Raw genomic sequence first — 19,203 nt, 5'->3', positions numbered from 1 at the left:
CATGGCGTCCAATGTTGCTGTTGGGGTCGATACCTCCGTTAAATCAACCGATCGCTTAAGTTTCACGATTTTTATCGCGATTATTGCTCACGCACTGATTATTTTTGGCCTGACGTTTAAGCTGCCCGATCCGGACAAGCTGGCACCGACCCTTGAGATCACCTTGGCCAACCACAAATCCGACCAAGCCCCGGAGGACGCCGAGTTTCTCGCCCAGCACAACCAACAGGCGAGCGGCACCGAGGAGCAAAGCCGCGAGCTCACCACCGAACGCCACGCCGACTTTGCCGCCCCCGATGTGCGCGAGGTCAATCCGGCGCCGATGCCCCAAGCCGCCACTCCCAGCAACCAACAACAAACCCAGGTAATCACTACCAGCGCCGAAGCCAAGCGGCAACAACTTCGACGCCCCGACGAGGAGAGCCAACAGGAGGAAATTGAGCGCCAAGGTCTACCTGAAGAACAACCGATTATCACCCCCGAAATTGCCAGCCTACAGGCAAAGCTCGACCGCCAGCGGCAAGAGTACGCCAAGCGACCGCGCATTAGACGACTTACGTCGGTCGCCACTCTCAGCTCCGCCGGTGCCGAGTATCTGCACAACTGGAGCGCCAAAATCGAGCAGGTGGGCAATGACAACTACCCCGAGCAAGCATTGCGCCAGCGGATAACCGGCGATTTACGGCTGTCAGTCACCCTAAACCCCAATGGCACCATTCGCGATCTATCGCTACTGGAGTCATCCGGCGTCTCGCTACTGGATGAAGCGGCACTGCAAATTGTGCGATTGGCCGCACCGTTTGCGCCGTTTCCCGCCGGGATTCGTAAAGATACCGACCAGCTTGTGATTATTCGCACCTGGTCGTTTGAGATCGACGGACTATCCACCCGCAACCTTGATCGCTAATCACACCCGGTGCCAGCAATCAACGCTTGAGTTTCGGCCTCGCCACCCCAATACTGGAAACATGAATACACCCAACGCTCGACCCGACCTTAACGCCTTTGAGCTAGGCTCACTGCGCAACCAGTTTTTGATCGCCATGCCCGGCATGAGCGACCCTGCCTTCGCCCACAGCGTCACCTATATTTGTGAACACAACGCCGATGGCGCCATGGGGCTGGTGATCAACCACCCTTCCGCCTTAACCCTGAGCGATATATTTCAGCAGCTATCGCTAAACGAAGATGACCCGTCAGCACAGTCACAAGTACTGGCCGGCGGCCCAGTCAGCCCCGAACGCGGCTTTATACTTCACCCAAACACAGGCAAACAGTGGCAATCGACCATTGAGATTGGCCCCGAAACCTGCCTGACCGCCTCCAGCGATATTCTCAAATCACTCGCCGACGGCGAGGGGCCAGAACACTACCTGGTGACTTTGGGTTACGCCGGCTGGGACAACGATCAACTGGAACAAGAAATTGCCGACAACGCATGGCTTACGGTGCCGGCCGACCCGCAGATTTTATTTCACACCCCAACCGAGCAACGGTGGGCCGCAGCGGCACGACACTTAGGCATCGACCTAAACCTCATCTCTAACAGCGTCGGCCATGCCTGATCCATCCGCAAAATCACAAACGTTACTGTGCTTTGACTATGGCACCAAAAATATCGGTGTGGCCATTGGCCAAACGCTCACCCACAGCGCCCGCGCACTAACCCAATTAAAAGCGCGCGACGGTATTCCCAACTGGGTTGAGATCAGCAAGCTACTGAAAGAATGGCAGCCACACTTAGTACTGGTTGGGCTGCCGCTAAACATGGACGGCAGTGACAGCGAGCTTTGCCCCAGAGCGCGCAAATTTGCCAACCGTCTTCACGGCCGCTTTGGCGTGCAAACTCAAATGGTGGATGAACGCCTGAGCAGCTTTGAAGCGAAAGGCGAACATTTAGCGCAGGGCGGTTCGCGCCACTACAAAAGCGATCCGGTCGATGCGATCGCCGCGAGGATAATTTTGCAGGATTGGTTAAACGGCCAACCCCAAGAGAACGGGTAACGGTTTCGGCTCTCCGTTCTCCGTTCTCCGTTCTCCGTTCTCCGTTCTCCGTTCTCCGTTCTTTAAAGCTTAAAACATCCGTCCGCCGCGACCCGTGTCCTCTTCCTCGATCGACAAGCCATCGGCCGCGTTCGATAGATAAGCCGCATCGGTCTCGGAGCCAAGCTTAATCATCAAGCGCAAATCGTTAGGCGAGTCGGCGTGAGACAAAGCGTCTTCGTAGGTAATTTCACCATTATCATAGAGCGCGTACAGCGCCTGATCGAACGTCTGCATCCCCAGCTCAGTGGATTTTTTCATCAGCTCTTTAAGGTCGCTCACCTCGCCTTTACGAATCATGTCAGACGCCAGAGGCGTATTCAGCAACACCTCCAAACAGGCGCGCCGACCTTGACCGTCGGGGGTGGGTATCAACTGCTGTGCCACAATGCCTCTTAAGTTAAGCGACAAGTCCATCCACAACTGGCGGTGACGATCGGCGGGAAAGAAGTGAATAATCCGATCCAGCGCTTGGTTAGAGTTGTTAGCGTGCAGCGTACACAGACACAAGTGGCCAGTCTCGGCAAAAGCGATGGCGTGCTCCATCGTTTCGCGCGAACGGACCTCACCAATCAAAATAACATCGGGCGCCTGACGCAACGTATTTTTTAGCGCAATCTCAAACGAGTCGGTATCAATACCCACCTCGCGCTGGGTAATAATGCAGCCCTCGTGCTGGTGGATAAATTCAATTGGGTCTTCGATGGAAATAATATGCCCTTTCGAGTTGCGGTTGCGGTGGCCAATCATCGAGGCGAGCGAGGTAGATTTACCGGTACCCGTTGCCCCCACAAACATGACCAAACCACGTTTGGTCATCGCCAAATCTTTAATCACATCTGGCAAGTTCAAATCGTCAATACGGGGAATGGTGGTTTCGATACGCCGCAGCACCATGCCCGCCAAGTTGCGCTGATAAAATGCACTGGCCCGAAACCGGCCAATACCCCGTGCACTAATGGCAAAGTTGAGCTCTTTATTATCCAAAAACTCGCGGCGTTGTTTTTCGTTCATCACCGACAACACCAGCTCGCGCACTTTTTCCGGCGTTAACGCCGTCGCGGTGGCCGGCACCACCTTGCCATGCAATTTAATGGAAGGGGGAACACCGGCGGTAATAAATAAATCCGATGCACCTTTATCTACCATCAGCTGCAGTAATCGATCGAAATCCATAGTCTGTGCCTACGTATTTTTAAAATTCTTACACTATAGCCATGCAAGCGGCGCTTGCCTTATACAACCTGCCAGTGAGCGCTTAAAAGTTCTCTGGCATCTTGGCCTTTTCACGGGCGACGTCACGGTTAATCACCCGACGGGCCACCATATCTTCCAAGCACTGATCCATCGTCTGCATGCCCACTGAAGCGCCGGTCTGAATCGCCGAGTACATCTGGGCGACTTTATCTTCGCGAATCAAGTTACGGATCGCCGAGGTACCGCGCATAATTTCGTGCGCCGCCACCCGGCCGCCGCCGTTTTTCTTGAGTAGTGTTTGCGACACCACCGCTTGCAGCGACTCCGACAACATCGAGCGCACCATGGACTTCTCGTTCGCGGGAAACACGTCCACCACCCGGTCAATGGTTTTTGCCGCACTGGTGGTGTGCAAAGTACCAAACACTAAGTGACCGGTCTCAGCCGCCGTCAGCGCCAAGCGAATGGTTTCCAAATCCCGCAGCTCACCCACCAGAATAATGTCCGGGTCTTCCCGCAGGGCCGAGCGCAATGCCTCAGAAAAGCCGTGGGTATCACGGTGCACTTCGCGCTGGTTAACCAGACACTTTTTACTCTCGTGCACAAACTCGATAGGGTCTTCAATGGTCAGAATGTGTTCGTATTTATTGTCGTTAATATAATCCATCATCGCTGCCAGGGTGGTGGACTTACCCGAACCCGTAGGCCCGGTAACCAACACCAAGCCACGGGGCACCGCGCAAATATCGCGAAATACCTGCCCCATACCCAGCTCTTCCATGGTTAAAACTTTTGAGGGAATGGTCCGAAATACCGCACCCGCGCCGCGGTTTTGATTAAACGCATTAACCCGAAAGCGCGCAACGCCAGGCACCTCAAACGAGAAGTCAGTTTCTAAAAACTCTTCAAAATCCTTGCGTTGCTTGTCATTCATGATCTCGTAGATCAAACTGTGCACCTGCTTGTGCTCCATCGGCGGCAGGTTGATTCGACGCACGTCGCCGTCGACGCGAATCATTGGCGGCAGGCCCGCCGAGAGGTGCAAATCCGAAGCGCCCTGCTTGGCGCTAAAGGCGAGAAGCTCCGTGATATCCATACAGCAAAACCCTTAATTTTTGTCAGTTTTTAGTCATGCTATTGTGCTGCGAGGGCGCCGTCAAAGGCTAAATTCGCAATTGGCATGATGGCACAGACCCGAGGCCCAGATGCACAAGATAGACGAGAAGCTCGCCAATGTCACCGCCCGCATTGCGCGCGCCGCCGAAATCAACGGCCGCTCCGCCTCTGACGTTGCCCTGCTAGCGGTCAGCAAAACCCAGCCGGCCGATCAACTGCGCAGGGCGTATCAAGCCGGGGCGCGACGCTTTGGCGAGAACTACCTGCAAGAGGCGCTCGACAAACAAGACCAGCTGGCCGACCTCGACGAGCTAGAATGGCACTTTATCGGCCCGATACAATCGAACAAAACCCGCGCCATTGCCGAGCGCTTTAGTTGGGTACACAGTGTCGACCGGTTAAAGGTTGCCCAGCGTTTAAATGACCAGCGCCCCCCTCAACTTGGGCCACTGCATATTTGTCTGCAGGTGAACATTGACGAAGAGCCGAGTAAATCCGGCGCTCACTTAACCGAGCTGAACGCCCTGGCCCATCAGGTGGCGCAACTGCCCAACATCGCCTTGCGCGGCCTGATGGCGATTCCCGCACCCGATAAACCCCCGCGCGCCAGCTTTGCCCGCCTCGCGGCCGCACTGGCACAACTACAACAAGCCGAACCTACCTGCCCATTGGACACACTGTCGATGGGTATGTCAGGCGACTTAGAAGATGCCATCGCCGAGGGCGCAACCATTGTCCGCATCGGCACCGATATTTTTGGCCCGCGCGCCTAGCCCCTAAGGAGATCTCATGATCCGCAAAAACATCGTCTTTATCGGCGCCGGCAACATGGCCGGCGCTATTATTAGTGGCCTGCTAGAGCAGGGCTATCCGGCACAGGCCGTGCGTGCCACGACACGGTCTAAAGAATCGGCGGCAAGCGCCAGCGAACGCCTCGGTATTGCCGTAAGCGACGATAACGACGAGGCCATCCGCTGGGCCGACGTCGTCGTCTTGGCTGTTAAACCACAAATGTTGCAAGATCTTTGCAACGACATCAAACCCACCCTAGAGCAGCAACTGATCGTATCGGTCGCCGCCGGCATCAGTGCCGACAGCATCAATCAGTGGCTCGGCGGCGACAAAGCCATTGTCCGCAGCATGCCCAACACGCCCTCTCAAGTGGGGGCCGGTGCCAGCGGCTTATACGCCAACGCTAACGTCAGCCCCGCCGAGCGAGCGTTTGCCGAGCAGCTGGCGGGCGCCACCGGGCTTTTTATTTGGGTAGAAGATGAAGCGCTTATGCACGCCGTGACGGCCGTCTCGGGCTCGGGCCCGGCCTACTACTTTTTGTTTATGGAGGCGATGATCGAAGCCGGCGTTAAGCTCGGGCTAGCGCCGGAGTCTGCCCGCACCCTCACCCTACAAACGGCACTCGGCGCGGCCACCTTAGCGGGCAAAGCCGAGGTGCCTGTGGATGAGTTAAAACGACGCGTTATGTCACCGGGCGGAACAACCGAGCGGGCCATCCAAAGCTTTGAGCAAGGCGGCCTGCGCGAGCAAGTGAGCAACGCCATGGCCGATTGCGCGGCGCGCTCTGAAACCCTAGCCCGCGAACTGGCGGGCCGCTAACAGTGCCAGCGGCCCATCTGACAACATTTGCCGGAGTCGATCAGGCATAATGACCATCGGCATCTACCCTTATTGAGCACGTTACGAGGACACCCCATGCAAACTATGGCACAAATGGCCATCTACCTAATTAAAACGCTCGGCTCACTGTACCTGCTGATTGTTCTGTTGCGGTTTTTACTGCAACTGTCGCGCGCCGACTTTTACAACCAAATATCACAGGGCATTAGCAAAGCGACCAACCCGCTACTACTGCCGCTGCGCCGTGTAATTCCCGGGCTATTTGGTATCGACCTCGCGTGTCTGGTATTGGCACTGGCGGTGCAGTGGTTGGTGGTGCAACTGATGTTACTGATTGCCGGCTACGGTTTTGTTAATCCGCTCATGCTTTTAGCCTGGTCTGTGGTGGGCATTTTAGCCATGCTCGCCAGCATTTATTTTTGGGGGATGATCGCCTACATTATCGCCAGCTGGGTTGCGCCATTCAGCCATAACCCAGCTCTTGTGCTGTTACGCCAGCTAATTGAGCCGGTAATGGCGCCGTTTCGCAAAATTATCCCGCCGCTTGGGCCCATCGATATTTCGCCCATATTTTTAATGTTGGCCCTCAACCTGATCAATCAGTTTGTGATTCCCGCGATCGCCGAGCTGCTGGGCGCTCCGCGAGGTTTGATGATCGGTTTTTAAACCGTCAATACCCTCAAAGCCCCCGATTATCGCCGAAGATCAGCAACCGCTGGCGATAACGGGGGTTTTGCGCTTTAATAAGCTTGCCTTTTTATAACTAAACTTTACGTATAACGAATACTAACAGGCAAAACGGACGGGACACGGTAGGCTCACTATGGACATAAAAGCACTCCACCGCCAAATGGCGCAATACAACGCATGGAAGCAGCAATTAGACCGCCGCCTTGGGGCATTTACGCAGTGGAGTGACAAGCATCAGCTGGTCACCCGCGACGCCCTACGCTCACTGGAGCGCGCTCGCACCTTACTCAAGGGCGAGCATTTTACGCTTGCCTGTGTTGGCGAATTCTCCCGGGGCAAGACCGAGCTGATCAACGCCTTGCTCTACACCGATGGCCAACCACGGTTGCTGCCCTCGCAAGCGGGGCGCACCACTATGTGCCCCACCGAGATTTTCTATGACAATGCGCAACCGGCCAACTGCGTCCGCCTGCTGCCCATCGAAACCCGCCGCAGCGCGGCCAGCTTGCAAAGCTTTAAACGGATTCCGCAAAACTGGTTTACTATTCAGTTCGACAGCAACGATAGCGAGTCTGTCGCCGAGGCTATTTCCCAGGTTTCAGCCAACAAGCTCGTCAGCCGCGCCGAAGCGGTGAAACTCGGCTTTAATGCCGCCGACCTCGAGCCCGATGAAGACACCGGATTAGTGCAGGTTCCAACCTGGCGCCACGCATTAATCAACCTAAAACACCCGCTGTTGCAAGAAGGCCTACGCATCGTCGACACCCCTGGGTTAAACGCCCTAGGCAACGAGCCCGAGCTAACCCTAAAAACCCTACCCGAAGCTCAGGCCATTTTATTTTTACTGGCCGCCGACAGCGGCGTAAGCGCCAGTGATATGACCATTTGGCGCGACCACATTGCCGGTTTGCGCGATGAAAACTGCACCGCGGTGCTCGCGCTCCTTAATAAAATCGACACTCTGTGGGATGAGCTTACCCCGCCGGGCCAGGTAGCGGCTAACATTGAGGCCGTGCGCAACCAAACCGCACGCCAGCTGCAGCTAGCCCCCGAACACGTACTGCCGCTATCGGCCAAGCAGGCGCTAGTCGCCAAAACCTGCAAGCGCAGCAGCGCTCTGCTGCGCAGTAACTTCCCGCAGTTAGAGCAACGTTTGGCCGAGTGTATTATCCGCTCGCAACAGCAAATCATCGGCCACCGGGTGGTCAGCAATAGTTTAGATATGGTGGTCAGCACTTATAACAGCCTGAGCCGCCGTATCGACGAAGCCGAACAAGAGCTGCACACCCTGCACGCCGCCGATGACCATGAATTGGAACAAGCACTGAATAAACAGCGCGAAAAAATTCGCGCTTCGCACCATCGCTACCATAAGCAGTCGCTGTCGCTGCGCACCAGCCAGCGCATGCTCGACAACCAGCGTACCGCGCTGATCGCCCCTATCGCGCCGGCCAGCCTGCAACGACTTACCGAAGAGACCCATGAAGCCATGGAGCAAAGCTGGACCACCGTAGGATTATCGCGCGCCATTGGCGGTTTTTTTGACGACGTCGACACCAGCATTAACCACCTGCTACGCGAGATTGAGCGCGCCAATCAAGTCATGGGCTCGATTTACGAGCGCCCCGAGTACAGCTTGGATGCCAGCTCCATCGCCGGCCAGCACCAGCTCAACATCACCCGTCAGCGCCGCCAGCTGCGCAACCTGCAGCAAAACGCCGACCGCTTTCGGCGCTCGCTCAACAGCGTGCTAACCAGTAAAACCGTGCTGATTAAACGCTTTGTCGGCACCCTGGTAAAAGAGGTGAAAAGCCTTTTTGACGAACTTAACCAAAGTATTGATCACTGGCTGGCCGAGGCCCTAGCGCCACTGACGCATCACAACCAGTACCAAAAGCAGCTACTGGAGCACCACATGCTGCGCCTTGGCGAGTTGCGCAATAAAAACCACAGCCGTCACGAAAAACTACAGACCCTGGAAGCCAGCGTGGCCCAACTTAACAGCGCGCGCGACGACTTGGCGCCGCTGTTTACCGAGATCACCACCACCCCTAGCCCGGCAAAACACGAGAGTGCAGATATTGTCTCTTTGCAATCGGCCCGCGAGGCTCAGATCATCTGACCCTTGCAGGCATGCCGGCACGACTTTAGACTTGCGCTTTTGCCGCTAAAAGCCGGCTCTGTGAGACAACAAGCGTCATGACAACACCTTTGCCACCGGATTCGGTGGGCCTGGTTGCGCCCCGCACCGCGTTATTACAAGAACCTTTAACGCTGGCCAGTGGGCGCACTCTGGATAATTACGAGCTGGTCTACGAAACCTACGGCACCTTAAATGCCGAGGGCAGCAACGCCGTGCTTATCTGCCACGCGCTATCGGGCGATCACCACGCGGCCGGTTACCACAGCGAATCCGACCGCAAACCCGGCTGGTGGAATCACTACATCGGCCCAGGCAAAGCCATCGATACCAACCGTTTTTACGTGGTAAGCCTGAATAATTTAGGCGGCTGCAGTGGCTCCACCGGACCCCGCTCGATTGAACCGGAAACTGGCAAACCCTGGGGGGCGCGCTTCCCCACTTTGCGGGTGCGCGATTGGGTACACTCCCAGGCGCGCCTCGCCGACTATCTCGGTATTACCCAGTGGGCCGCCGTGGTCGGCGGCAGCCTAGGTGGCATGCAAGCTATGCGCTGGGCGCTGGAGTACCCCGACCGCGTTCGCCACTGCGCCGTGATTGCCTCGGCCATGAAGTTGAGCGCGCAAAACATTGCCTTTAACGAGACCGCGCGCCAGGCGATTATGAGCGACCCCAATTACTGCGCTGGCGACTATCTGGCCCACGACACCTACCCCAAAAGCGGTTTAGCGGTGGCGCGTATGATCGGCCACATTACTTATTTATCCGATCATGTCATGGGTGAAAAATTTGGCCGCGAGCTCAGAAGCGGCAGCTTTGAGCAGGGTTTAGATGACCTAGTGGAGTTTCAGGTGGAGAGTTATCTGCGCTATCAGGGCGATACTTTTTCGGATAAGTTCGACGCCAACACCTATATTTTAATGACCCGGGCACTGGATTATTTTGATTTGGCCCGCGAGTACGACGACGACCCGGCCGTGGCCTTTAGACGCGCTCAGTGCAGTTTTTATGTAGCCTCTTTTAACACCGACTGGCGCTTTCCGATGGAGCGCTCGCGGGAGATTGTCGACGCACTTATTGCCGCCGACAAATCCGTGAGTTATACCGAAATCGACTCGCCCTACGGTCACGACGCCTTCTTGCTGCCCAACCAGCACTACGAGCAAACCTTTCGCCAGTTTATGGCGCGGATACCCACGGAGTAATCATGCGCATCGACTTTAACCACCTACAGCAGTGGATTGGCGAGGGCAGCCGGGTACTCGATTTAGGCTGCGGCGACGGCACTTTGCTTAAGTATCTAACCGACTTAAAACACGTTAAAGGTTACGGGCTTGAGATCGACCCGGAGCAAATCGAGGCGTGTATCGGCCGCGGCGTCAATGTGATCAATCAAAACCTCGACCGGGGCTTGGGCAACTTTGCCGATAAAAGCTTTGATACGGTACTGATGACCCAAGCGCTGCAAACCATGTACTTCCCCCATAAAGTACTCGACGAAATGCTGCGCGTGGGTAAAGAGTGCATTATCACCTTCCCCAACTTTGGCCACTACAAAGCGCGCCTACATCTAGCGTTTCGCGGTCGCATGCCCGTGTCTGACCTACTGCCCTACGAGTGGTACAACACCCCCAATATTCACTTTTGCACTTTTAAAGATTTTGAAGTGCTGTGCCACGAAAAGCACATTAACGTGCTCAACCGCCAAGTGGTTAACGAGCGTACCAGCCAAACTCTGGGCGATCTAAACCCCAACTTATTTGGCGAAACGGCCATTTACCACTTAAGTAAATAATCGCCCCCGGAGCTGTGTTTATGTCTTTATTAACGTGCTTTTTGCGTCCGCTACTAACCACAGGCTTGCTGCTGGTAAGTATCACCAGCGTGGCCGTCGACGTTCCCGATGCTAATGTGTTGGAGCCGGGCTTTCGCGAAAAAACCTTTGGCGACTACACTGTGCACTTCAGCACCTTTAGCAGCGCTTTTATCACGCCAGAGGTCGCCGAGGTTTACGGCATTACCCGCGCCCGCAATCAAATCTTAGTGAATGTTAGCGTCACCCAAACCGACGCTGGTAAAACAAGCCTTGGCCTTGGCGCCACCATAAACGGCACCGCCAGCAACCTATTGCAGCAACAGCGTGTGTTAGATTTTGCCGAGATCAACGAGGGCAATGCGACTTATTATTTGGCCCCGCTTAAACATACCAATGAAGAAGTGTATAACTTCTCGATCACCGTTACTCCCACCGGCACTAACCACGAAGACGCCGCGCCGATGACGGTAAAATTCAGCCGTAAACTCTATGTCGAAGAGGCCGAGTAACTGTGTCTGCCAATCACCCATCGTCCGCTAAAATCGTACTTGCCAGCTCCAACCCAGGCAAACTGAAAGAATTTCAACAACTGTTAGCCGGCGTTGGCCTCGATGTGCGAGCGCAATCAGAATATGACGTGGCTGACGCCGACGAAACCGGACTCAGTTTTGTCGAGAACGCCATCCTAAAGGCGCGCAACGCCTGCGAGGCCACAGGCCTACCGGCGCTTGCCGACGACTCGGGCATTGAGGTAGACGCCCTAAACGGCGCCCCCGGTATTTACTCGGCACGGTTTTCCGGCGCAGGCGCCAGCAATGCCAGTAACAACCAAAAACTGCTGGACGAGCTGGACGGCACGCCCGAGGCCCAGCGCACCGCCCGCTACCAATGCGTACTGGTGTATATGCGCCACGGGGCAGACCCAACCCCACTGATTTGTCAGGGCAGCTGGGAGGGGCGGATCTTAACTGCCCCAGCAGGTGATGGCGGCTTTGGTTACGACCCATTGTTTTACGTACCGACGCACAACTGCGCTGCCGCCGAACTGAGCAAAGATGAAAAAGGCCGCATCAGCCATCGCGCCCTTGCTTTGCGCGCACTCCTGACACAGCTCTCGGCATCATAACGAGACTCCCGCTAGCCTCATAAACTTTGATGGGATTGCTAACCTCGCCCCGTCAACACACAGCACAACCCGGCTGAGTTGCGCGTTCCAGCAAGTGGGTAAAATGTTTTGCTAAAGCCTCAGCCGCGCGCGCTTTTGAATTTACGTGGCGCTCATCCTGATACTCATCGTACCCCACACGGATAAAAACCGGCTCGGCCAGACCGATAAACGAGGCCAATATTTTTAAGTGTGGCTCTAGGCAATTGAGCTCGTAAAGCGCACCGCCGGGCAACAATGCACCATCGCCCGCACTGGTAATCACCGTCAGCGGTGTATTCGGCAATAGCGGCGTATAAGGGTTTTCTTGCTCGGCATCAAACGCAAACGTTCGGCCGACACGCACGATTTGATCAAAGTAAGCTTTAAGCGCGGCAGGCATAGCAAAATTATACAAAGGCGCACCAATAACCACATGATCGGCGGCCATTAACTCGTCCACTAATCCGTCACTTACCTGCAACACTTGCTGCATTCGGACCGTTCGGTTTGGCTCCTCGGTAAAAGCCGCCGCGATCCAAGCTTCATTAACACACTCGCAAGCTTCGGCCACCAAATCGCGCTCGGTGATACCTCCATCGGGAAACGATGCCTGCCACTGATCGCGAAACTGCGCCGTAAGTGCTCGGGTGACAGATCGGTTGGTGCGTCCGCTGGAGTGAAGAATAAGTAAATTGGGCACGGGTATCTCCTGTGAGGTCAGTGTGTGCGCACTGTGTCACAGGTGTTTTAAACCCATCCAGAACCAGTTTTTGGGGTTAGTCAGGTTTTTCTGACGGGCTTTGGGCGCGCTCAGTTAGGTAGCGCTCGCCCCAAGCCTCCAACTCAACCATGACTTCTGATAAAGATTCAGCCAACGGCGTCAGTTGATACTCCACCCGAGAGGGAACCTCGGCATAAACTTCACGGGTTATTAGCCCATCGGCTTCTAGCTCGCGCAGCTGAACCGTCATGGTTTGCGCTGAGACTTGAGGCAAAGCCTTGCGCATCTCCGAATATCGCTTGGGCCCCTTGGCAATCTCGCAGAGTATGGATGGCTTCCAGCGCCCGCGCAGCACATTGATAGCCGCGCGTACTGGGCACTCTTTTTCCAGCTGACCAATGTATTTTCGATGGCTTTCCAACACCTCCGGAGAAGTGCCCGAGACCGGTGATTCATTCATAACAAAAGTCCGTGACGTTGCGTGGCCTCCATCATATCCCCCGCAAACGTGCGGGACAATTTAGGTGCGCTTACGGTTCAGACTCGGTACTCCAAACCTTCATCGTCTGCCCGGCCAACAACCGACAACGGCCATCGCGCAACACATAGGTACGCATAAAGCGATAGCTATTAGCGTGGCGCGGGCCATCGGTAAATTTGTCCACCGTCGATAAGCCGTGAATCACAGCGGTATCAAGCGCGCGAATGACCACCACCTCACTGGGCTCGCGGGATTTAAGGGGTTGATAATCCGGCCCCAAACGGGCTAGTAAATCCGCTTTGCTCTCGTGGGCGACGGCATGATTGTGCACCCAGACAAAATCTGGCAGCAGCAACTGCTTTAAAAACCCCCGATCGCCGATGCGCAAGGCCTGCTCGTACTGATAATCCAGCCCCTGCAAGGGCTCGGAATCAAGGCAATCCGCCGCCGCGAGCGACGGAGTTATTAACAGGGCGCAACTGAACAGAGCGGCCCGCTTTACGAATACAAACATATTATCTGCCTGACCATTATTGATAATTGGTCTGACCATATTATACTGTCGGCACAATAAGGTCACCCGGAGTTTGCTATGTACCGTCTTATCGCCCTTTCTTTACTGCTGTGTGGCGCCCTGCCAGCGCTCGCCGCTACCGAGCAATCGTTGCCAGAATATCGCGCTTTGTCGCAATCGTTAGCGCAAACCGATAAGCGCGCTTTTGCGCAAGAACTAAAATCCAGCGGTCGCAAGCAGCCCTTAGCCGCGCCCCACGCCAAGAGGTTTGGGTTTGACCCTGACGCCCCCGACGAATTCTTCCAAACCGCCGAAGCACGACGCATAGCGGATATTATTATTAGCTACCAAACCCCATCCGGCGGTTGGTCTAAGCGCACCGATATGAGCGTGGCACCGCGCCTGCCGGGACAAATGTTGGGGGTAGAAAAGCACTACATTCCTACCTTCGATAACGGCGCCACTACCACGCAGATCTGGTTTTTAGCGCGTACCTACAACGCCAGCCAAGAGCCCCGCTACGCCCGCGCGGTAGAACAAGCAATAGACCTGATTATCAAAGCCCAGTACCCCAATGGCGGCTGGCCGCAGAACTTTCCCTTAACCGGCGGTTACCACGACTACATCACCTACAACGATAAAGCGATGGGCAAATTGCTGGAGGTGATTGAATCAGCCGCCGTTCGTCGCGCGCCCTTGCAGTTTGTTTCTCCCGAGCAGGCCAGTCAGGCGCAACAGAGTTTTGAGCAGGGGATTCAGGCCGTGCTGGATACTCAGGTTATGGTTGACGGCAAACGCACCATCTGGGGCGCCCAGCACGATGCCAGCACCCTAGCCCCCATCAACGCGCGCAAATTTGAGCCCACCGCTCTGGCCACCGCCGAAAGCGCTGACTTGGTGGAGCTTTTAATGCAACTGGAAAACCCCAGTGAAGCCTTAAAACAGGCCATTGTCGCCGCTCACGACTGGTTTACCGCCAATCGCATCTACGGCTACTCGTGGGAAAAAGACCAAGACGGCCACAATGTCCTGATCAGTAAGGAGGGCGCGGGCCCTCTTTGGAGCAGGTTTTACGAAATAGGCAGCAATAAACCCGTGGTGGGCGATCGCGACGGTTCGGTGCATTACGATGTCATGGAAATATCCCAAGAGCGCCGCGACGGCTATGCCTGGTACACCAATAACCCGAAAGAAGTCTTAAAAGATTTCCCCGAGTGGCGGGAGCAACATTTGCAGTGACGGCTAATGTGGGACGACAACACCCACACGGCTTTTTCGTAATCTTGCGCCGTGCGATAATGGCGGCGCTATTTCACCACTGGTAATACTGTGTCCCTCCTAACGCTGCCGCCACTGTCGCTTTATATCCACATCCCCTGGTGCGTGCGCAAGTGCCCCTATTGCGACTTTAACTCCCACCAGAGCGACACCGAGCTGCCCGAAACCGAATACATCGACGCGCTGATCCAAGATTTAAACGCCGACGCCGCACTCGCCCAGGGACGCAAACTCACCAGTATATTTTTTGGCGGCGGCACCCCCAGTTTATTTTCGGCCCACGCCATTGGCCGGATACTCGACCACGCCGAGCGGCGTATCGGCTTTGAGCCCGATATCGAGATCACCCTTGAAGCCAACCCTGGCACCTTTGAGCAAGCGCGCTTTACCGATTATCGCCGCACGGGCGTTAACCGTTTGTCCATCGGCATCCAAAGCTTTGCCGACGATCAGCTCGCGGCATTAGGGCGTATTCACGACAGCCAAGCCGCGTTAAAAGCCGTTGATACCGCCCGCCGCGCCGGGTTTAATAACCTTAATTTAGATTTAATGCACGGCCTGCCTGGGCAGAGCTTGGACGCAGCCATGGCGGATATCGACACCGCTCTTAGCTTTAGCCCCGAGCACGTAAGCTGGTACCAGCTCACCATTGAGCCCAACACCGTGTTTTACAACAAGCCGCCCACCCTACCGATAGAAGATACTCTGGCGGATATTCAAGACGCCGGCCACGAGCGCTTAACCGCTGCCGGTTTTAGCCGCTATGAAGTATCGGCTTACGCGCGCGGGCCACAAGCGCGCCATAACCTAAACTACTGGCAGTTTGGCGACTACTTAGGCATCGGCGCCGGGGCCCACGGCAAAATTACCCAGCCCGAGCAAAGGCTTATTTTTCGTCAGTGGAAGACTCGTCAACCCGAGCGCTACTTGGCGGCGCCCAGCGCTCCCGCGCGGCTAGCCAACCCTTACGCCGCAGGCCGCGAGGAGCTAACCAAGGGTATGCTCCCACTGGAATTTTTACTTAATGCACTGCGCCTTAGCGACGGCTGCCCGAGCGACTATTTTGCCAGCCGTACCGGTCTGCCCTTAAGCGCACTCGAGCCCGAGTGGCAACAATTGCGCGAGCGCGAGCTGGTTACCCCAAGTCACCAGTGCATTGCCGCCACCGCCCTCGGACAACGGTTTTTAAACGATGTACTGGGCACCTACAGCGATTAATATTTTGCATCATGTACAGCGTTTTGTGCGCCAGCTGCTACACTAAAGATAACGCGACTTTAATAACTAAATCAGAAACGGTTAGATGCTGCCATTCACCCGCTACGCCCGCGACAACCCTATCGCCACGCGCTTGCTTGGGCTCATCATTCTATGCAGCTCAATCATCACGCTCGTCGCCATAGCCTTACAGCTATACTCCAACTTTAATGACGACGTTTCATCTCTCGAAAAACGCCTCGATCAAGTGCGCGTCAGCACCCTCGCCAGCATGACCAAAAGCCTTTGGGGGTTTGACCAAGAGCAACTGCAAATTCAAATCAACAGCGTGCTGGACGTGGCCGATGTGGTTAAAGTGCAGGTCGACTGGCGCGACTGGAACAACCAGCCGCAAACCCTGATCGCACGTAAACCCAGCGTAAACGACGCCACCATTATCGAAAGCCCCGCGCGCTTTTTAGTCAAGCAATACGACTTAATCTATCGCGACGAATCCACCGCCGCGCAACACTTAGGGCAACTTACCGTCACCGCCACCCTCACCACCATTTACGATAAACTGTGGGAGCGCGCGCTGTTTATCGCTTTAATTCAAGGCACCAAAACACTGCTGGTATCACTGCTTATTTTATGGCTGATACACACCTTATTAACCCGCCATATCGATACTATCGCGCGCTACGCCCGGCAGCTAAACCTCGACAAACTCGCAACGCCGCTGGTACTTAAACACAAAAAAACCACCGACACACCCGATGAGCTGGATAACGTCATTAACGCCATCAACCATATGCGTGAGACGTTGCAAGAGGATATCGAGCAGCGCCACAATATCGAGCTAGCGCTTTTAAGCGAGAAAGAAGAAAAACTCGAAACCCGGCGCCAAAAGCTCGCCGCCGAAGAAGCCAGTCGCGCCAAAAGTCAGTTTCTGGCCACCATGAGCCACGAGATCCGAACCCCCATGAACGGCGTCATCGGCATGCTCGATATGCTGCGAGACACCCGCCTCGACGACAACCAACGCCACTATGTCGATGTCATTCACCGCTCCGGCGAAAACCTGCTGGATATTATTAACGACATCCTCGATTACTCCAAAATCGAAGCGGGCAAAATGCAGCTAGAAACCGCCGAGTTTGACCTGGGGATGATTGTCGACGATGCCATTGCGCTGTTTGGTGCCACCGCCAATAAACGTCATATCGAGCTGTACGGTTACATAGAGCCCGATGTACAAACCTACCTCAGAGGCGACCCGACTCGGCTGCGACAAATTCTAATCAACCTGATCGGCAACGCGTTTAAGTTTACCAGCACCGGCTCAATCACCCTGCACGTTAGCACGGCTGCCGACAGCAGTGCCGCTACCCCCAAACTCAAGTTTGCCATCGCCGATACCGGCATCGGTATTAGCAAAAATGCCCAGGCGAGCCTGTTTGACGCTTTCCGTCAGGCCGACAGTAGCACCACCCGCCATTACGGCGGCACCGGTTTGGGGCTCGCCATATGCAAAAGCCTAACCGAACTGATGCACGGCGATTTAGGGGTCGACAGCAAAGTCGGTCAGGGCTCCACTTTCTGGTTTACCGCCTGCTTTGCCCCTTCGGTCAAAATCGCCATCGCCAAAAGCGCCAGCGACCCTATTCCGCTAGCCGGCAAGCGCCTATTGCTGGCCGACCACAGCGAGCCACTGGGCGAGCTGGTCGCCAAGCTCTGCGCAGCATGGCAGGTACAGCTGATTCGCACCCCCAGTGCCAGTGGCGCTATCGATGTGATTAAAGCCGGCGAGCCGTTTGACGTTATTATTTTGTGCCAACAGTTACCGGTAATGAGCGGCCTGCACTTGGCCGACTGGATTCGGCGCGAAGCCGAATTAACCGAGGTACCACTGGTATTACTGACCGGCTCAGATGAGCCCCTTGCTCCCGACGCTCTAGATCGGCTTAAAATTCATGCCGCACTGCGCAAACCACTATTGCCCCGGCAGTTATACCGCACACTCTTTACCGCCTGCGGCCTAACGCCCCCCAGCAATAACGCCGAACTCAGCATGTCGGTTACTCACCATTCGCTGGTACACTTAAAGGTATTGGTGGCCGAAGATAACGCCGTCAACCGCATGGTTATTAAAGGCTTATTGGGTAAGCTCGGGGTCGAACCCACCATTACCGATAACGGCCGCGAAGCGCTGCGCGCCGTGCAACGGGCCGCCACCCCCTTTGATTTGATTTTAATGGACTGCGAAATGCCCGATATGGATGGCTTTGAGGCCACCCGTGCAATTCGCAGCTATGAACAGGCCGAGGCCCACACCGCCACCACCATTGTCGCACTGACCGCCCACGCCCTTGAGGAGCACCGCGAGGCCGTATTTGCCTGCGGCATGGATCACTTTTTATGCAAACCTATCTCGTTTAAAAGCCTGACCCAAGCGCTCGATAAGCTCGGCTTAGCGCCCGATGCCCCTATCGCGCGCACCACGCTTAAGTCGTAACCGCGCCGATTGCGAGCGACAATAACCGCCATAGATTTTTTCTCCTTGATCAGGCGTTAACCAATCCTTATTATGCTTGTCGTCCACAACGCACAGCGCGGGGCTGTTTATCCCAATCAACGGCCTTTAAATTACTGCTGGTGCCCCCATATAGCCATACAGTGCATCCCCACAGTATGGCTAAATTAATACCCTAAACCGGGTTTGGAGACTATTTGACTATGAGTAACGACGCCATTATTCACGTTACCGACGATTCTTTTGACGCCGACGTTCTGCAAGCAGACGTGCCAGTGCTGGTCGATTTTTGGGCAGCTTGGTGCGGCCCCTGTAAAATGATCGCCCCAGTGCTCGATGAGCTGGCCGACCAATACGCAGGCAAGCTGAAAATTGCCAAAATGGATGTCGATGCCAACAAAGAAACTCCGGCCAAGTTCGGCATTCGCGGCATTCCAACCTTGATCGTCTTTAAAGGCGGCAATGCCGAATCCACCAAAGTGGGCGCCCTGTCACGCTCGCAGCTGGTAGAATTTATCGAATCTGTGGTGTAAACCTCAGCTTTGGCCGCAGCTCTCGCTGCGGCCAAATTTAATTTTTGCACTTGCCGTTTTTTACCGCTATACTCCAGATCACCTGTTACAGCTCATTGTAGGTCCCGCCCGGCATCAACTTTCATTTTCCGTAAGATCTTGGGCAAAACACAGATTCCCTGCGAC

At 55.3% G+C, this 19,203-nt stretch carries 20 protein-coding genes; 15 read left to right on the top strand and 5 right to left on the bottom strand.

What is annotated here, in order from left to right:
• Position 1 precedes the first annotated feature (1 nt).
• The 3 genes from AACY82_RS12000 to ruvX all read left to right on the top strand — a co-directional run bounded on the left by AACY82_RS12000 (position 2) and on the right by ruvX (position 2,004).
• Entirely contained in the window at positions 2-907 is a 906-nt protein-coding gene (locus AACY82_RS12000) for an energy transducer TonB (protein WP_339617061.1), read from the top strand.
• A 61-nt stretch (positions 908-968) separates the two neighbouring features.
• A complete protein-coding gene (locus AACY82_RS11995; RefSeq protein ID WP_339617060.1) occupies positions 969-1,565 on the top strand; it encodes a YqgE/AlgH family protein in 597 nt (198 codons plus the stop codon).
• Positions 1,558-2,004, top strand: a complete 447-nt coding sequence (gene ruvX, locus AACY82_RS11990) for a Holliday junction resolvase RuvX (RefSeq protein WP_339617059.1) — start codon at positions 1,558-1,560, stop codon at positions 2,002-2,004. Before AACY82_RS11995 ends, ruvX begins: the two co-directional genes overlap by 8 nt.
• A gap of 69 nt (positions 2,005-2,073) precedes the next feature.
• Here the strand turns inward: ruvX and AACY82_RS11985 are convergent, their stop codons facing one another.
• Complete coding sequence (locus AACY82_RS11985; protein ID WP_339617058.1) at positions 2,074-3,219, bottom strand: PilT/PilU family type 4a pilus ATPase; 1,146 nt, start codon at positions 3,217-3,219, stop codon at positions 2,074-2,076.
• Positions 3,220-3,301: 82 nt separating this feature from the next.
• Complete coding sequence (locus AACY82_RS11980) at positions 3,302-4,336, bottom strand: type IV pilus twitching motility protein PilT (protein WP_339617057.1); 1,035 nt, start codon at positions 4,334-4,336, stop codon at positions 3,302-3,304.
• A 109-nt stretch (positions 4,337-4,445) separates the two neighbouring features.
• Here AACY82_RS11980 and AACY82_RS11975 point away from each other — a divergent pair, with 109 nt between their 5' ends.
• The 8 genes from AACY82_RS11975 (at position 4,446) to rdgB (ending at position 11,760) form a co-directional block, all read left to right on the top strand.
• Positions 4,446-5,129, top strand: coding sequence for a YggS family pyridoxal phosphate-dependent enzyme (locus AACY82_RS11975; protein ID WP_339617056.1), 684 nt, complete (start codon positions 4,446-4,448; stop codon positions 5,127-5,129).
• 16 nt (positions 5,130-5,145) lie between these two features.
• The gene (proC, locus tag AACY82_RS11970; RefSeq protein WP_339617055.1) at positions 5,146-5,967 is read left to right on the top strand and encodes a pyrroline-5-carboxylate reductase; all 822 of its coding nucleotides are present in this window, start codon (positions 5,146-5,148) and stop codon (positions 5,965-5,967) included.
• A 96-nt stretch (positions 5,968-6,063) separates the two neighbouring features.
• Complete coding sequence (locus AACY82_RS11965) at positions 6,064-6,654, top strand: YggT family protein (protein WP_339617054.1); 591 nt, start codon at positions 6,064-6,066, stop codon at positions 6,652-6,654.
• 157 nt (positions 6,655-6,811) lie between these two features.
• A complete protein-coding gene (locus tag AACY82_RS11960; protein WP_339617053.1) occupies positions 6,812-8,800 on the top strand; it encodes a dynamin family protein in 1,989 nt (662 codons plus the stop codon).
• 77 nt (positions 8,801-8,877) lie between these two features.
• On the top strand, positions 8,878-10,023 hold the full coding sequence (locus AACY82_RS11955) for a homoserine O-acetyltransferase (RefSeq protein ID WP_339617052.1): 1,146 nt from the start codon (positions 8,878-8,880) through the stop codon (positions 10,021-10,023).
• Positions 10,024-10,025: 2 nt separating this feature from the next.
• A complete protein-coding gene (metW, locus tag AACY82_RS11950; RefSeq protein WP_339617051.1) occupies positions 10,026-10,613 on the top strand; it encodes a methionine biosynthesis protein MetW in 588 nt (195 codons plus the stop codon).
• Positions 10,614-10,633: 20 nt separating this feature from the next.
• A complete protein-coding gene (locus tag AACY82_RS11945) occupies positions 10,634-11,143 on the top strand; it encodes a DUF4426 domain-containing protein (RefSeq protein ID WP_339617050.1) in 510 nt (169 codons plus the stop codon).
• Between the two features lie 2 nt (positions 11,144-11,145).
• Complete coding sequence (rdgB, locus tag AACY82_RS11940) at positions 11,146-11,760, top strand: RdgB/HAM1 family non-canonical purine NTP pyrophosphatase (protein WP_339617049.1); 615 nt, start codon at positions 11,146-11,148, stop codon at positions 11,758-11,760.
• 52 nt (positions 11,761-11,812) lie between these two features.
• Here rdgB and AACY82_RS11935 read toward each other — a convergent pair whose 3' ends face one another.
• The 3 genes from AACY82_RS11935 to AACY82_RS11925 all read right to left on the bottom strand — a co-directional run bounded on the left by AACY82_RS11935 (position 11,813) and on the right by AACY82_RS11925 (position 13,497).
• The gene (locus AACY82_RS11935) at positions 11,813-12,481 is read right to left on the bottom strand and encodes an NAD(P)H-dependent oxidoreductase (protein ID WP_339617048.1); all 669 of its coding nucleotides are present in this window, start codon (positions 12,479-12,481) and stop codon (positions 11,813-11,815) included.
• Between the two features lie 76 nt (positions 12,482-12,557).
• Entirely contained in the window at positions 12,558-12,962 is a 405-nt protein-coding gene (locus AACY82_RS11930) for a helix-turn-helix domain-containing protein (RefSeq protein WP_339617047.1), read from the bottom strand.
• Positions 12,963-13,032: 70 nt separating this feature from the next.
• Complete coding sequence (locus tag AACY82_RS11925; RefSeq protein ID WP_339617046.1) at positions 13,033-13,497, bottom strand: nuclear transport factor 2 family protein; 465 nt, start codon at positions 13,495-13,497, stop codon at positions 13,033-13,035.
• A 78-nt stretch (positions 13,498-13,575) separates the two neighbouring features.
• Here AACY82_RS11925 and pelA point away from each other — a divergent pair, with 78 nt between their 5' ends.
• The 4 genes from pelA to trxA all read left to right on the top strand — a co-directional run bounded on the left by pelA (position 13,576) and on the right by trxA (position 19,038).
• Entirely contained in the window at positions 13,576-14,736 is a 1,161-nt protein-coding gene (gene pelA / locus AACY82_RS11920; RefSeq protein WP_339617045.1) for a pectate lyase, read from the top strand.
• A gap of 90 nt (positions 14,737-14,826) precedes the next feature.
• Positions 14,827-15,993, top strand: coding sequence for a radical SAM family heme chaperone HemW (gene hemW / locus AACY82_RS11915; protein WP_339617044.1), 1,167 nt, complete (start codon positions 14,827-14,829; stop codon positions 15,991-15,993).
• Positions 15,994-16,078: 85 nt separating this feature from the next.
• On the top strand, positions 16,079-18,487 hold the full coding sequence (locus AACY82_RS11910) for a response regulator (protein ID WP_339617043.1): 2,409 nt from the start codon (positions 16,079-16,081) through the stop codon (positions 18,485-18,487).
• A gap of 221 nt (positions 18,488-18,708) precedes the next feature.
• Positions 18,709-19,038: a thioredoxin TrxA gene (trxA, locus tag AACY82_RS11905; protein WP_339617042.1), complete on the top strand. Its 330-nt coding sequence runs from the start codon at positions 18,709-18,711 to the stop codon at positions 19,036-19,038.
• Positions 19,039-19,203 lie beyond the last annotated feature (165 nt).

The sequence above is a fragment of the uncultured Gilvimarinus sp. genome, assembly GCF_963972205.1.
GTDB classification, from domain to species: domain Bacteria; phylum Pseudomonadota; class Gammaproteobacteria; order Pseudomonadales; family Cellvibrionaceae; genus Gilvimarinus; species Gilvimarinus japonicus.
This window is presented reverse-complemented; position numbering and strand designations above follow the sequence as displayed.

Bases quoted from the DNA above. Each gene is read 5' to 3' on its own strand.
- AACY82_RS12000 (WP_339617061.1), top strand. From the start codon at position 2: ATGGCGTCCAATGTTGCTGTTGGGGTCGATACCTCCGTTAAATCAACC.
- AACY82_RS11995 (WP_339617060.1), top strand. From the start codon at position 969: ATGAATACACCCAACGCTCGACCCGACCTTAACGCCTTTGAGCTAGGC.
- ruvX (WP_339617059.1), top strand. From the start codon at position 1,558: ATGCCTGATCCATCCGCAAAATCACAAACGTTACTGTGCTTTGACTAT.
- AACY82_RS11985 (WP_339617058.1), bottom strand. From the start codon at position 3,219: ATGGATTTCGATCGATTACTGCAGCTGATGGTAGATAAAGGTGCATCG.
- AACY82_RS11980 (WP_339617057.1), bottom strand. From the start codon at position 4,336: ATGGATATCACGGAGCTTCTCGCCTTTAGCGCCAAGCAGGGCGCTTCG.
- AACY82_RS11975 (WP_339617056.1), top strand. From the start codon at position 4,446: ATGCACAAGATAGACGAGAAGCTCGCCAATGTCACCGCCCGCATTGCG.
- proC (WP_339617055.1), top strand. From the start codon at position 5,146: ATGATCCGCAAAAACATCGTCTTTATCGGCGCCGGCAACATGGCCGGC.
- AACY82_RS11965 (WP_339617054.1), top strand. From the start codon at position 6,064: ATGCAAACTATGGCACAAATGGCCATCTACCTAATTAAAACGCTCGGC.
- AACY82_RS11960 (WP_339617053.1), top strand. From the start codon at position 6,812: ATGGACATAAAAGCACTCCACCGCCAAATGGCGCAATACAACGCATGG.
- AACY82_RS11955 (WP_339617052.1), top strand. From the start codon at position 8,878: ATGACAACACCTTTGCCACCGGATTCGGTGGGCCTGGTTGCGCCCCGC.
- metW (WP_339617051.1), top strand. From the start codon at position 10,026: ATGCGCATCGACTTTAACCACCTACAGCAGTGGATTGGCGAGGGCAGC.
- AACY82_RS11945 (WP_339617050.1), top strand. From the start codon at position 10,634: ATGTCTTTATTAACGTGCTTTTTGCGTCCGCTACTAACCACAGGCTTG.
- AACY82_RS11930 (WP_339617047.1), bottom strand. From the start codon at position 12,962: ATGAATGAATCACCGGTCTCGGGCACTTCTCCGGAGGTGTTGGAAAGC.
- AACY82_RS11925 (WP_339617046.1), bottom strand. From the start codon at position 13,497: ATGTTTGTATTCGTAAAGCGGGCCGCTCTGTTCAGTTGCGCCCTGTTA.
- pelA (WP_339617045.1), top strand. From the start codon at position 13,576: ATGTACCGTCTTATCGCCCTTTCTTTACTGCTGTGTGGCGCCCTGCCA.
- AACY82_RS11910 (WP_339617043.1), top strand. From the start codon at position 16,079: ATGCTGCCATTCACCCGCTACGCCCGCGACAACCCTATCGCCACGCGC.
- trxA (WP_339617042.1), top strand. From the start codon at position 18,709: ATGAGTAACGACGCCATTATTCACGTTACCGACGATTCTTTTGACGCC.